The sequence below is a fragment of the Marinovum sp. genome (assembly GCF_034669705.1).
Lineage (GTDB): Bacteria > Pseudomonadota > Alphaproteobacteria > Rhodobacterales > Rhodobacteraceae > Marinovum.
This window is the reverse complement of record NZ_JAXMOR010000006.1, coordinates 1-13,129: the sequence shown is the minus strand read 5'-3', so window position 1 is coordinate 13,129 and position 13,129 is coordinate 1. Positions and strand designations below refer to the sequence as shown.

General features: G+C 63.8%; 11 protein-coding genes. 8 read left to right on the top strand and 3 right to left on the bottom strand.

Annotated features, from left to right (window positions below; translation table 11 throughout):
• Positions 1-71 precede the first annotated feature (71 nt).
• Both tal and VOI27_RS05885 read right to left on the bottom strand, forming a co-directional pair.
• A complete protein-coding gene (tal, locus tag VOI27_RS05890; RefSeq protein ID WP_323764384.1) occupies positions 72-1,019 on the bottom strand; it encodes a transaldolase in 948 nt (315 codons plus the stop codon).
• 113 nt (positions 1,020-1,132) lie between these two features.
• Positions 1,133-1,789, bottom strand: coding sequence for a nucleoside/nucleotide kinase family protein (locus VOI27_RS05885; protein WP_323764383.1), 657 nt, complete (start codon positions 1,787-1,789; stop codon positions 1,133-1,135).
• A gap of 139 nt (positions 1,790-1,928) precedes the next feature.
• On the opposite strand from VOI27_RS05885, the gene VOI27_RS05880 reads away from it, so the two are divergent.
• Positions 1,929-3,242, top strand: coding sequence for an ROK family transcriptional regulator (locus VOI27_RS05880; protein ID WP_323764382.1), 1,314 nt, complete (start codon positions 1,929-1,931; stop codon positions 3,240-3,242).
• 36 nt (positions 3,243-3,278) lie between these two features.
• Here VOI27_RS05880 and VOI27_RS05875 read toward each other — a convergent pair whose 3' ends face one another.
• A complete protein-coding gene (locus VOI27_RS05875; protein WP_323764381.1) occupies positions 3,279-4,016 on the bottom strand; it encodes a dienelactone hydrolase family protein in 738 nt (245 codons plus the stop codon).
• A gap of 512 nt (positions 4,017-4,528) precedes the next feature.
• Between VOI27_RS05875 and VOI27_RS05870 the strand changes: the two genes are divergently transcribed.
• From VOI27_RS05870 to VOI27_RS05840, 7 genes are all read left to right on the top strand, one after another.
• A complete protein-coding gene (locus VOI27_RS05870; RefSeq protein WP_323764380.1) occupies positions 4,529-6,112 on the top strand; it encodes an ABC transporter substrate-binding protein in 1,584 nt (527 codons plus the stop codon).
• Positions 6,113-6,169: 57 nt separating this feature from the next.
• Positions 6,170-7,144 carry an ABC transporter permease gene (locus VOI27_RS05865; RefSeq protein WP_323764379.1) on the top strand — a complete coding sequence of 325 codons (975 nt, stop codon included), beginning with the start codon at positions 6,170-6,172 and terminating at the stop codon, positions 7,142-7,144.
• The gene (locus tag VOI27_RS05860) at positions 7,141-8,088 is read left to right on the top strand and encodes an ABC transporter permease (RefSeq protein WP_323764378.1); all 948 of its coding nucleotides are present in this window, start codon (positions 7,141-7,143) and stop codon (positions 8,086-8,088) included. The genes VOI27_RS05865 and VOI27_RS05860 overlap by 4 nt, the downstream gene beginning before the upstream one ends.
• Positions 8,085-9,059, top strand: a complete 975-nt coding sequence (locus VOI27_RS05855; protein WP_323764377.1) for an ABC transporter ATP-binding protein — start codon at positions 8,085-8,087, stop codon at positions 9,057-9,059. Before VOI27_RS05860 ends, VOI27_RS05855 begins: the two co-directional genes overlap by 4 nt.
• Positions 9,056-10,057, top strand: coding sequence for an oligopeptide/dipeptide ABC transporter ATP-binding protein (locus VOI27_RS05850; protein ID WP_323764376.1), 1,002 nt, complete (start codon positions 9,056-9,058; stop codon positions 10,055-10,057). Before VOI27_RS05855 ends, VOI27_RS05850 begins: the two co-directional genes overlap by 4 nt.
• Positions 10,058-10,137: 80 nt before the next feature.
• Positions 10,138-11,913: a CocE/NonD family hydrolase gene (locus VOI27_RS05845; RefSeq protein WP_323764375.1), complete on the top strand. Its 1,776-nt coding sequence runs from the start codon at positions 10,138-10,140 to the stop codon at positions 11,911-11,913.
• Positions 11,910-12,602, top strand: a complete 693-nt coding sequence (locus tag VOI27_RS05840) for a GntR family transcriptional regulator (RefSeq protein ID WP_323764374.1) — start codon at positions 11,910-11,912, stop codon at positions 12,600-12,602. Before VOI27_RS05845 ends, VOI27_RS05840 begins: the two co-directional genes overlap by 4 nt.
• Positions 12,603-13,129 lie beyond the last annotated feature (527 nt).

Here is a 13,129-nt window from a genome sequence, read left to right as displayed (position 1 = left end):
TCCGTCTGAACGTGTCATGCCCGGCGGGCCTTGCCCTCCAAAGCACGAGGCCGCCGGCTATAAAGTGCCTGTCAGGCCGCAGCCAGCTTTTCCTCGATGCCTTTCAGGAGCTTCTGGTGGTCGGCGTCGAAGTTCCGGATGCCTTCGGACAGCTTCTCGGTCGCCATCGCATCCGCGTTCATCCGCCAGCGGAAGTCTGCCTCGTCCACGGTGATCCGCGCCATGCCGGTGGCCTTTTCGGGTGTCAGGACCTTGTCGAGCGTCGCCGTCTCGGCATCAAGTTCTTCGAGCAGGGTCGGCGAGATCGTCAGCCGGTCACAGCCGGCCAGCGCCTTGACCTGGCCGATGTTGCGGAACGAGGCGCCCATGACGATGGTCTCGATCCCGTTCGACTTGTAATAGTCATAAATCTCTCGCACCGAGAGCACGCCGGGGTCCTCTTCGGGCCCGAAGTCGCGCCCTTCCTTGGCCTTGTACCAATCGGTGATCCGGCCGACGAAAGGCGAGATCAGAGCCACGCCGGCGTCGGCGCAGGCCGCCGCCTGGGCCATCGAGAACAGCAGCGTCAGGTTGCAGTCGGTGCCTTCGTCCTGAAGGATCTCGGCCGCGCGGATGCCTTCCCAGGTCGAGGCGAGCTTGATGAAGATCTTGTCACGCCCGACACCGCGGTCCTCATAGGCGGCCACCAGCGCCCGCGCCTTGGCAAGCGAGGCCTCGGTGTCGAACGATAGCCGTGCGTCCACTTCGGTAGAGACGCGGCCCGGCACCAGTTGCGCCAGTTCGACGCCCACGCCGACCGTCAGCGCATCCGCGATCTCGAGCGGGGTCTTGCCGGCCTTCTTTCCGGCCGCGACCTCTCGCGCCACCATGTCCTCGAAGGCAGGCATTTGCAGCGCCTTCAGGATCAGGCTCGGGTTGGTGGTGCAATCATAGGGCTTCAGCGCCCGGATCGCATGGATATCGCCGGTGTCCGCGACGACGGTGGTCATCTCGCGCAATTGGCTCAAGCTGCTTGGCATGGTCTCGTCTCCCTTGATGGGTGGTGTGATGGGCGCTTCCTGCGCCGCATGTCTGAAGCCGTCTGGGCGCGACACGGTCCGACGTGCCGCGTCGCATCTTCACGAAATCGCGCTCATGTATCGACGCCCACGGCGGATATCGTCACGTCGGCGGGCAGGCGGGCGGCAAGGATGCGGTGGGCATTCGGTAGGTCGTTGCTCTCGGCCCGCGCCAGCGCCTCCTCGGGCGTGTGATCGTGATCCAGCCAGCGCTGCACGAGACGGTTGCGCAACTCCTCCTCAGGCGTGTCGAGCCAGACCGACAGGTCCCAGAGCTTGCCAAGAGACGACCAGGGCGCTTCGTCAAACAGCAGGTAGTTGCCTTCGACGATGGCCACGTCGCAGTCGGCCTCAATCACCCCGGCCCCGGCCACGGCCAGATCCCGGCTGCGGTCGAACAGGGGGTAGATGACCTCGCCGCCCGCCTTCAGCCGGTGCATGAGGTGGATGAAGCCATCGGCGTCAAAGGTCTCCGGCGCCCCCTTGCGCGCCCGCAGGCCGCGGGCGTCGAGGATGTCGTTGTCGAGGTGAAACCCGTCCATCGGAATGGCGCGGGCGGTGCGGCCGGCCGCGTTGACCGCCCCGGTGATGACGTGGGCCAGCACCGACTTGCCTCCGGCGGGACCTCCGGCGACGGCGATCAGCCAGCGGCCCTCCTTGCGCGGCAGCTCGGCGACGCGACGCGACAGGTCGGCAACCTCGCTGGGGAAAACCATATCAGGCGTGTTCATCTTCGACTTCCGGTGGGTTGGCGCCGCTCTCCCGACCAGATGGGCGCGGAAAACAGGCGACTCGGTCCGTTTGCTCTGGCTTGAGATACCTTGGCATACAGCCGCCGGTCAATACTTACTTGCGAAGGAAGTAATAAATGTGCTCAAGTATTCCGACTGCGCCTTGCAATCTCGGCCTGACCGGGGAAGGGGAGGTTTCATGGCAAAGGTAGTCAACCAGCAGGCCTCAAAAGGAAGAAAATCAGTGGATCATGATCGCAACGCCTTGCTGCGTTCAACGCCGCAGAGGGGCTCCAACCAATCCACGGTCCGGGACTACAACGAGAGGCTGGTGCTCCAGCTCATCCGCAACCACGGGTGGCTCACCAAGTCCGAGGCCACGGTCGCGACCGGCCTGTCGCCCAATGCCGTCTCGGTCATCTTCAAGTCGCTGGACAGGGCCGGCCTGCTGGTCCGCGGCAAGCCGGAGCGTGGCAGGATCGGGCAGCCCTCGGTGCCCTCGGCGATAAATCCGGACGCCAAGCGCTACATGGGGCTCAAGATCGGCCGACGCAGCACCGAGCTGGTGATCATCGATTTCGCCGGCGGGGTGGTGTCACGCGCCTGCGAATTTCACCAGTATCCGGTGCCTGAACGCTGCATCGCCTTTGTCGACCGCGCCATTCCGGAGGTGCTCGGCGCGGCGGGGATCAATGCGTCACAGGTGGCAGGGTTCGGCGTGGCCATGCCATGGGAGCTCTGGAGCTGGACCGAGGAGGCCGGCGCGCCAAAGGAGGTGATGGAGGCCTGGATGGCCTTCGACGTCGAGGGCGCGCTCAATCGTCTGGGTCCCTGGCGTGTCACGGTCGCGAATGACGGCACGGCCGCCTGCACCGCCGAACTGATGCACGGCCGGCACCTGGACAAGACCGACTTCGTCTATTTCTTTGTCGGCACCTTCATCGGCGGCGGTATCGTGCTGAATTCAAGCGTCTTCTTCGGCAGGCAGGGCAATGCCGGGGGCTTCGGCCCGCTTCGGGTGCCCGGCGGGCCGCCCGGTAAGGACCGGCTGGTCGACTGCGCCTCGCTGTCTGTCTTCGAGGACAGGGTCCGACAGGCGGGCGGCGACCCTGCGCGTGTCGCGGCCGACGACGGTGTCTGGAGCGCGCATCCGGCCGAGGCAGCCGACTGGATCGTCACCTGCGCGCGCGGTCTGTCGCATGCGGTGATCTCGTCGCTTGCGGTGATCGATTTCGACTCAGTCATCATCGATGGCGCCTTTCCCGACGACGTCCGGCGCGCGGTGGTGACCGCGGTCCAAGCTGAGTTGGACAAGGCGGATTTGCAAGGTGTCGGACGCCCCAGGGTCGAGGCCGGAAAATTCGGCGGAGTCGCCCGCGCCGTTGGCGCTGCGACGCTGCCGATGTACGAGGATTACGCGATCAATCAGAACACGTTGATGCGATCCGGGTGACAGCGCACGTCGCGCGAGCAAACGGCGCATGCGGCCTCAGGCAAGGCAGCGCCGGAACAAGGCCACCGACTGCTGATAGACGAACAGGGCGAGTTCCGGATCATAGCGGTCGCCTTCGTCCCGCATGAAGGCATGCTGGGCATTCACCTCGTGCCAGGCGAAGGTCACCCCGGCGTCCATCAGGGCATGGTGGACCTTCGCGCGGCCTTCGGTTGGCACATGGGGGTCCTGCCGGCCCCAGACCATCATCATTTCACCCTCGATATCGCCGCAGCGCTCGAGGGTGCCGTTCCCCGGCGCCGCGGGCAGGGTATCGCTGTGAAGATCGGTTGCGTAAAGACAGGACGCGGCGGCAATGCCGGGATTGAGCGCCGCCCGGAAGGCCAGGTGACCGCCGATGCACACACCCATGCCGCCTGTCCGACCGTTGTGAGAGTCCAGGCTTGCCAGGTAATCCAGCATCGCGACCGTGTCGGAATCATGCGACTCCAGCGGTTTCTCCCACTTGTCGCTGTTGCCTTTGTCCTTGCCCGCATCGTCATAGGCCAACACGGTCCCGATGGGGTTCAGCTCGTGAAAGACTTCCGGCACGAGCACGATGAACCCGTGCCCGGCCATGAGCGCCGCAGCCCGTTCGATCGGTGCCGTCCGCTGGAAAATTTCCGAGTAGAACAGCAGGGCCGGGTACCGGCCCGGCTCCGCCGGCTGGAAAACGCCGGTGCGCATCGGTCCGGTTGGCGTCTCGATGTCGACGTCATGCTTGGTCAGTATCACGGTCACCTCCGGCAGGGGGTCTGGAACAGGTTGGGCCGATCTTGCCAGATGGTTTCAATTCGTGCCAGTGGCGGAGGGGGCTGTGGGGCCAGAGGTGCGACCGTTATCGATTGCCTATCGGCAATGGAGGTCCGAGAACTGAATTCTGCGCGTGAATTGCAGGTGCAGCGCGACTTCGGTCGCGTCGAATAGCACTTACTGGACGGTGCGGCAGGTGCGACCGGCGTGCACATGCTGCCCCAGGACGACCGATCTCTCCTGAAGAACGCGAAGTGCGAAGGTGCGACGTCCAGATCGGACACGTTGTCTATTGGCTCAGACGGTTGGGAACCTCATGGCGTCCAGCTGGATACGCGCGGGTTGCGCGGGCCAGAAACTATCTGCGCAATAGTTTGATTAAATATTTGCGCAAATAATTTTAACCCCTATTCTCGCCTCACATCCGACCCGGAGATGAATCGGACCATGACTGCCGGAGCGACGCCCGCGCCGGTCAAAAGGGAGGAACCTTTATGTTCAGAACCAAGCTTTGGAGTGCTACGGCCCTAACCGTTGCGGCGGCCGTGGGCGGCGTCCAGGCGAGCGCGAGCGACCTTGTCTTTGGCCGCTCGACCCCGCAATCGGTGCTCGACCCGCATTACACGGTCCAGCCGACTGGGGTGGCCATTGCTACCGACATTTATGACCGTTTGGTCCGCTTCGGTCTCGATCTGCAGCTTGAACCCGGGCTCGCGCTTTCATGGAAGCCGCTGGACGAGATGACCTGGGAAATCAAGTTGCGGCCGGAAGTGGTGTTCCACGACGGATCGACGTTTGATGCAGCGGACGTGGCCTATTCGCTCGAGCGCGCCAGTTCGATGCCCGAAAGCCCGTCGCCGATGTCGGTCAACGTCGCGGCGGTCGAGCGAGTCGAGGTGATCGACGACCTGACGCTGAAAATCGTCACCAAGGAACCGACCCCGCTTTTGATGAACCAGATCGGGCATGTCTTTATCACCCCGTCAGAACTCGGCGACGCGACCACGGCGGATTTCAATTCCGGCGCGGCCGCGATCGGCACCGGTCCCTATAAATTCGTCAGCTGGATCCCCAACGAAAATGTCGAAGTAGAAGCCTTTCGCGACTACTGGGGTCCGGCGCCGGAATGGGACAGGGTCCGGATGCAGTTCATCACCGATCCGGCCGCGCGGACCGCAGCGCTGCTTTCGGGACAGGTGGATGTGATCGACGCCGTGCCGCCGGCAGACGTTCCGATGCTCAAGGCCAACGCTGACCTGACGGTCTTTTCCGCGCCATCGGTGCGCCTGCTCTACATGCATCTCGACCTTGCCAACGACAACAGTCCCTGGATCACCGACACCGAAGGCAACCCTCTGGAGGTGAACCCGCTCAAGGATCCCAAGGTTCGCAAGGCGTTGTCGCTGATGCTGAACCGCCAGGCAATTGCCGACCGGATCATGGACGGTCTCGCGGCGCCGGCAGGGCAGGTCGCGGCCCCGGGGCAGGGCGGTTTCTCCGACAACATGCCGCCCGATCCCTATGACGTCGATCAGGCCCGTGCGCTTCTGGCCGAGGCCGGATACCCCGACGGTTTCGGCATGACCCTGCATTGCGCCACCGACCGCGATGTGAATACCGCAGAATCCGCTCAGGCCATCGCGCAGATGTGGGCGCGCGGGGGCATCAAGATCAACGCGGTCGATTGTCAGCCCTATTCGGTCTACTCCTCGGCGGCCACCAAGGGCGAATTCTCGGCCTTCATCTGGGGACGCAACGACAGTTCGCCTGACACCTCGTTGAATCTGCGCAACGGCTACATGACCTATGATGCCGATCGCGGCTTCGGGTCCTACAATCGCGGCCGGTATTCCAATCAGGAGTTCGATGCTCTGGTTGCCGCCGCCTTGCAGGAATTCGACCAGGAGACGCGCTACCAGCTCCTGCGTGACGCCACCGATATCATGATTGGCGAGCACGGGGTCATCCCGCTCTATTTCCTCAACGCAACCTGGGCGACGCGGGGCGGGATCACCTTTGATGCCAACATGGCCGTCAATTCGATGATCCAATACGTCCACCCCGCAGATGCAATGTAGAATGCTCTCTGGCCCGCCCCATGGCGGGCCAGACTTACGCGGACAAGGGAGGACGACATGATCACCTGGCTCATCCGGCGCCTGTTTCAGGCCGCGCTCGTTCTGCTGTCGATGACGGTGCTGGTCTTTATCGGCGTCAACGTCATCGGAAATCCGGTCGACATCATGATCTCTCCCGAGGCCACGCAGGACGTGCGGCAGCGGGCGATCGAGGCGCTCGGCTTCGACCAGCCGCTCTGGCGGCAATACCTGACATTCATGGGCAATGCCCTTCAGGGCGACATCGGCAACAGCTACGTCTACAACCAACCCGCCTTCGACATCATCCTGCAGCGCCTGCCGGCTACGCTGGAGCTGGCGCTCGTCGCGCTGTTTCTGTCGGTGGTGATCGGCATTCCGTTGGGGCTCTATGCCGGGCTCTACCCAGACAACCTGCTGTCCAAGGCGATCATGGCCTTCAGCATTCTCGGGTTTTCCCTGCCGACCTTCTGGGTCGGGCTGATGATGATCATGGTCTTCACGGTGATGCTCGGCTGGTTGCCCAGCATCGGACGCGGCGAGACGGTCGAGGTCCTCGGAATGCGTTGGTCGTTCCTCACGTGGGACGGGATCCAGCACCTGATCCTGCCGGCCCTGAACCTGTCGCTCTACAAGATCTCCATGGTGATGCGGCTCACCCGGGCGGGGGTTCGGGAGACGATTTCCAAGGATTTCGTCAAGTTCGCCCGCGCCAAGGGTCTGTCGCCGCGACGCATCATCCTTGTCCATGTCCTCAAGAACATCATGATCCCCGTGGTGACCGTGATCGGGCTCGGCTTTGGCGGCACCATCGCCTTTGCCGTGGTCACCGAGTCGGTTTTTGCCTGGCCCGGGATGGGCAAGCTCATCATCGACTCCATCAACGTTCTCGATAGGCCGATGATCGTCGCATATCTGATGATGATCGTGATCATCTTCGTGACGATCAACCTGATCGTCGACCTGATTTATACCACGCTCGATCCGCGCGTGCGACTGGAGACACAGGAATGACCGGTATCACCGATCCACAATCCGACGCGCTGGCACGATCGCGAGCGCAGTGGGCCGCACCCCAGGCGGACGACGGCTCGCTGCTGCGCGACTTCCTGCGCCAGTTCACTCGATCCGGGCTGGCCGTGGGTGCGCTGGTGGTGTTCACCTCTATCGTCCTTGCCGCCGTCTTCGCCCCGGTACTGGCGCCGCAGAACCCCTACGACCTGATGCAGCTGGATATCATGGACGGCCGCCTGTCTCCCGGCAGCCAAGGCTATACCGGCACCACCTTCTGGCTCGGCACCGACGATCAGGGCCGCGACCTGCTTTCCGGCATTCTCTACGGCTTGCGCATATCGCTGCTGGTCGGCGCTGGCTCTGCGCTGATCGCCGCGGTGGTCGGCACGGCGGTCGGCTTGGTCGCGGCCTATGCCGGCGGTCGGACCGAGACACTTCTGATGCGGCTCGTCGACCTGCAACTGTCATTTCCGACAATCCTGACCGCTCTGATGATCCTGGCGGTGCTGGGCAAGGGAATTTTCAACGTCATGCTGGCGCTGATCATCGTGGAGTGGGCAATCTATGCCCGCACCGCGCGCGCCTCGGCGATGTCAGAGCGGCGGCGGGAATACGTCGAGGCGGCGGAATCCCTGGCCCTTCCCCGCTGGCGCATCGTGTTCCGCCACATCCTGCCCAACTGCATGCCGGCGCTGATCGTCATCGCGACGATCCAGATCGCCTCGGCGATTGCCTTTGAAGCGACGCTGTCCTTCCTCGGGCTCGGCGTGCCCATCACCGAGCCGTCGCTCGGCCTGCTGATCTCCAACGGCTATCGCTACATGTTGGCCGGCGATTACTGGACCAGCTTCTTCCCGGGCGTTGCCCTTCTGATCACCATCGTCTCGATCAACCTTGTGGGCGACCACCTGCGGGACGTCCTGAACCCGAGGATGGAACGATGAACCCGGTCTTGTCCGTCGAGAACCTGTCGGTCGCCTTCGGCGCGGTGTCTGCCATCGAAGAGGTCAATCTGAGCGTGCACCGCGGCGAGTTTCTCGGCCTTGTCGGCGAAAGCGGATCGGGCAAATCCGTGACCGGGTTCTCGATCATGAAGCTGCTCGATGAGCCCGGTCACATCACCGGCGGCCGCATCCTGTTCAATGGCCGCGACCTGGCACAGCAGTCAGAGCCCGGCATGCGCCGGCTCAGAGGCAAGCGGATCGCGATGATCTTTCAGGACCCGATGATGACCCTGAACCCGGTTCTCAGGATCGACACCCAGATGGTCGAGACCGTGCTGGCGCATGACAAGGTGTCGCGGCGCGAGGCCTGGGAACGCGCGCGCGATGCGCTGGGTATGGTGGGCATTCCCTCGCCCGAGGAGCGGCTGGCTGCCTATCCCCACGAGTTTTCCGGCGGCATGCGCCAGCGCGTGGCGATCGCGATCGCGATGCTGCATCGCCCCGACCTGATCATCGCCGACGAACCGACCACGGCGCTCGACGTCACGATTCAGGCGCAGATTCTCTCGGAGGTCCAGAAACTGGCGCAGGGTAGCGGGACCGCCATGATCTGGATTACCCACGACCTTTCGGTTGTCGCCGGGCTCGCCCAGCGGCTGGCGGTGATGTACGCCGGGCGGGTGGTCGAGACTGGACCGACCGAAGACGTGCTCGACCGGACGCTGCATCCCTATTCCCTGGGGCTGATCCGTTCGGTGCCATCCCGCAACAGCCGAGGACAGCGGCTCTTTCAGATCCCTGGCATGCCGATGGCCACAGGGCGGCGTCCGCAGGGCTGTCCGTTCCACCCGCGCTGCGACCGCGCCACCGCGGCCTGCCTCGAGATGCCGGCCGAGCGGGAAATCACCCGGGGGCATGTCACCCGGTGTCACCACCCGGAAACATCCCTCAAAGGGGAGAAGGTCGCATGACCGATCAATCGATCCTGTCACTCCATAATGTAAGTCGGGTTTTCGCCACCAAGCCGGATTTCGCCGAAAGCCTCGCCATCAAGGCCGGCCTGCGCAAACCGCCAAAAGCGGTGCACGCGGTCAGTGACGTAGACCTGTCGGTGCAAAGAGGCGAAGTCGTGGGACTGGTGGGCGAATCCGGTTGCGGAAAATCGACCCTTGGCCGAATGGTGGCGGGGATCATGCCTCCAAGCGCGGGGGAAGTTCGCTGGCAAGGTCGGGCATTGGCCGAGATGGACCGGCAGGCGCGCACAGCGACCAAGCTGAAGGTCCAGATGATATTTCAGGACCCCTATTCGTCGCTGAACCCGCGGATGCGAGTGGCGGAGATCGTCGGCGAGGCGCCACGCGTGCACGGCATTCTCAAGGACGAGGAACCCGGCTATATCGACCGGCAGCTCGAAAGGGCCGGGCTATCGCCGGCCATCCGGCGGCGCTATCCACATCAGTTTTCCGGTGGCCAGCGGCAGCGGATCGGGATTGCCCGTGCGCTGGCGGTTCGCCCGGAGTTTCTGGTCTGCGACGAGGCTGTCGCCGCGCTCGACGTGTCGATCCAGGCACAGATTCTCAACCTCTTCATGGACCTGCGCGACGAACTGGGTCTGACCTACCTGTTCATCAGTCATGATCTAGGCGTCGTCGAACATATCTCGGACCGGGTCGCGATCATGTATCTTGGCCGGATTGTCGAGACCGCTCCGACCGACGAGCTCTTTGCCCGCCCTAATCATCCCTATACCGACGCGCTGCTCAAGCAGATCCCCAAGATCGAGACGCGTCAGAAAGCCTTTGATCCGCTCAAGGGCGAATTACCCAGCCCGATCAGCCCGCCCAGCGGCTGCGCTTTTCATCCGCGCTGCCCGCACGCCACGGACCTCTGCCGGGTCGAGGCCCCCCGACTCAAGGAAATCGCGTCCGGTCACAGAAGCGCCTGCCACCTCAACGATGGAGTGATCTGAGCGTGTCCGGATACAGTGGAGGGCCAATCCAGACGCTCGACAGGAGCGAGCCGGTCGCGCCGTTGACGCGCAGGATCGCAATGCGGGACGGGGTGCGTCTTGCCGTGGATGTCTATGCCGGAGCGGACCCGGCACCACGTCCGGTGGTCCTGCATCGCACGCCCTACGACCGCACCGCGACAAGCGATGCCAATGTCTCGCAACATGATGCCGTGCCGTTGGCCCCAAGGGATATCGGTAACTTTTACTGGCGTCACGGTTTCGTCTACGTGACCCAGGACTGCCGCGGCCGACATGCCTCTGAAGGGGACTTTGTCAAATACGTCTCCGACGGAACCGACGGCTACGACACATGCGCGTGGATCGTGTCGCAGGACTGGTGCGACGGGCGTATCCTGACCACCGGCCTGTCGTATGACGCGCATTTGCAGGCCACGCTGGGGCTGACCGATCCGCCCGGGCTGACAGGCCAGATCTTCGATTGCGGTGGCCTGTGGAACGGCTGGAAATCCGTGATCCGCACCAATGGCGTTTACGAGCTGAAACAAGCAACCTGGGCCGTTGCGGCCGCGCGGCGCTCGCCGGAGGCGCTGGCAGACGCAGCCGTGGCAGCGGCCCTCGCGCGTGAGACCCTTGCAGGTTGGCTCCGGCGGTTGCCCTGGAGGCCGGGGCAGTCGCCGCTAAAGGCGCATCCGCGCGCCGAGGCCGCGCTGCTCGAACAATGGACTGAAGGTGAATTCAGCGCCTATTGGCAAACGCCGGGCCTCTGGTTCGAAGGCGGTCACGCGCAGTACCCCTGCGTGCCCTGCACCCATCTGTCAGGCTGGTACGATCCCTATTCTGTGACGGCCGTGGGCAACTTCCTTGGCCTCAGCGCAGCCGGCCGCGGCCCGCAAACCTTGATCCTCGGCGCCTTCACCCATGGCCGGCGCAGCGAACGGATCGTGGGCTGCGTCGATCTCGGGCCCGAGGCGCCGCTGGACAGCTGGGCCGGCGACTGGATGCAGTTCCAGGCCCATGCGCTGCGTCGCGCGCTCGAGGGTCTGCCGCCGGACGGCCCGCGGGTCAGGTATTTCATGATGGGCGGCGGCACCGGGAGGCGCACCGACGCGGGCCATCTCGACCATGGAGGACGGTGGCGAGAGGCGACCGATTGGCCGCCCGCCGACGCGCATCCGGTCAACCTGCACCTGCAGCCTGACGGTCGTCTTGGCAGGACCCCGCCTGCCCACACCGCTGTCATGTCCTTCGAATTCGACCCTGCCGACCCGGTGCCCACCGTGGGTGGCCCGCTGGCCAGCCTCGAGCCTTTCGCCAGCGCCGGCGGCTTTGATCAGCGCACCAGCGCGGGCCCGCTCGCCCAGCGTCCCGACGTTCTGGTCTTCCGGACCGACCTGCTCGAGACCGGCGTCGATCTTGCTGGCTCTGTCACCCTGGAGCTGACCGTTTCCACCGACGGTCCGGACACCGATTTTTCGGGCAAGCTGATTGACGAATACCCCCCCTCGACGGCATATCCCGAGGGGTTTGCCCTCAATCTTTGCGACAGCATCCTGCGGCTGCGGTATGTCGCGGATCCCCGGCGCACGGAATTTCCTGCGCCGCACAGCAAGGTGCGGGTGACGCTGGAGCTGCCGCCGATGGCCAACCATTTCGCGCCCGGCCACCGCATCCGACTTGACCTGTCTTCCAGCAATTTCCCGCGATATGATCCCAATCCGAACACCGGCGAACCGGAAGGGCAGGCACTTCAACAACGGGTGGCGAGAAATTCCATTCACATGGGCGCCGATGAGGTGGCCTGCATGACCCTGCATGTCCTTAAAGACCCGGCAGAGGGAGGGGAGATAGAATGAGCGAACAGGCAGTATCGCGGATCGACGCAGAGATGCCGGATCCGGCCGCCGCGCAGGGGCCGACGGTGTCGCCGCTTGCCCAGCGGATCAAGCGCGACATCCTGGCGCGGCTTTACAAGAGCGGCGAATGGTTGCGTCTCAACGAACTGGAGGCACGCTACGGGGTGAGCCGGGCAGAAGTCCGCAAGGCGCTGTCGACTCTGGCCACGCTGCGCACCCTCGAGCACGTCGAAAACCACGGCTATCGCGTGGTGATGTTCGACAGGGACCTTGACCGCGCCTACAGAGAGACGCGTTTTGTGCTCGAAGTGGCGAACGTCGAGGCTTTCTTCAGCGCAGGCGATCTGGCCAGGCTGGCCGATCTGCGCGAGAAAGCCCGGCATTTCGAGTGGAGCATAGAGAACCTGACCTATGGTGAGGTTGACTTGGCCAACCACGACTTTCACCGGGCCATGGCGCGCCTGTCGGGAAACCCGATCATGGCGCGTACCATCGATGAACTGCGTGAGGTGATCCTGCCGTCCGGCAATCACCCCTGGGCCACGATCCGTGGATTCCGGACCAGTTCCGCCGAGCACTTTGACATGATCGACCAGATCGCATCCCGCGATCTTGAAGGGTTCAGACTGACGCTGAGAAACCACATGTTCAGATGGGCAGAGATGGACTCTGACAGTGCCCAGACCTGAGGACCAAACTTTGAGTGGATTAAGCAGTTTCTGACTTGCTCGGACTAAGGCACCAATTTGTGTTTCTTGACCTTGCTACAAAGCGTGCGCGTGCCCAGTTCCTCCGCCGCGCGGGCCCGCTGGAAACGGTTTCGCAGAAGCGCGTCAGAAATTTAGACGCGCTCTGTCGGGGCATTGCGGTCCCGGGGAGTAGTCTCGGGAGCGCCGGGGCTGACAATCAGAAAACTTGGCTGCCGCTCGCCGTGATAGTGTCCCGTGAAATGGTGTAACTTTGTTCCTCTGCCTTGGCTCGGCCGCAGTTACAGGGCGGCGATAGTCGCCGGATCCATGGGTGCAGTGTCGCAAATGGCGGCGACGGTTTCCAGATGTCGTCATAGGGCAGCCCGGTTCTGATAGGCTGGCTGACCTGCCCCCCACTGGTCCCTCGTTCATGACGAGAGTCTGCGGGTTTGATTTTGGTAGTGGTCGGCTTCGGGCTTGGCAAGCGCGCCGGGTGCGGAGCCCTCAAATTGCTCAAGCGTCCGGCG

What these genes read in the sequence shown, in the direction of transcription:
- VOI27_RS05840 (WP_323764374.1), top strand. Translation starts at nt 11,910, where the DNA reads ATGAGCGAACAGGCAGTATCGCGGATCGACGCAGAGATGCCGGATCCG.
- VOI27_RS05870 (WP_323764380.1), top strand. Translation starts at nt 4,529, where the DNA reads ATGTTCAGAACCAAGCTTTGGAGTGCTACGGCCCTAACCGTTGCGGCG.
- VOI27_RS05885 (WP_323764383.1), bottom strand. Translation starts at nt 1,789, where the DNA reads ATGAACACGCCTGATATGGTTTTCCCCAGCGAGGTTGCCGACCTGTCG.
- VOI27_RS05845 (WP_323764375.1), top strand. Translation starts at nt 10,138, where the DNA reads ATGCGGGACGGGGTGCGTCTTGCCGTGGATGTCTATGCCGGAGCGGAC.
- VOI27_RS05850 (WP_323764376.1), top strand. Translation starts at nt 9,056, where the DNA reads ATGACCGATCAATCGATCCTGTCACTCCATAATGTAAGTCGGGTTTTC.
- VOI27_RS05865 (WP_323764379.1), top strand. Translation starts at nt 6,170, where the DNA reads ATGATCACCTGGCTCATCCGGCGCCTGTTTCAGGCCGCGCTCGTTCTG.
- VOI27_RS05860 (WP_323764378.1), top strand. Translation starts at nt 7,141, where the DNA reads ATGACCGGTATCACCGATCCACAATCCGACGCGCTGGCACGATCGCGA.
- VOI27_RS05855 (WP_323764377.1), top strand. Translation starts at nt 8,085, where the DNA reads ATGAACCCGGTCTTGTCCGTCGAGAACCTGTCGGTCGCCTTCGGCGCG.
- tal (WP_323764384.1), bottom strand. Translation starts at nt 1,019, where the DNA reads ATGCCAAGCAGCTTGAGCCAATTGCGCGAGATGACCACCGTCGTCGCG.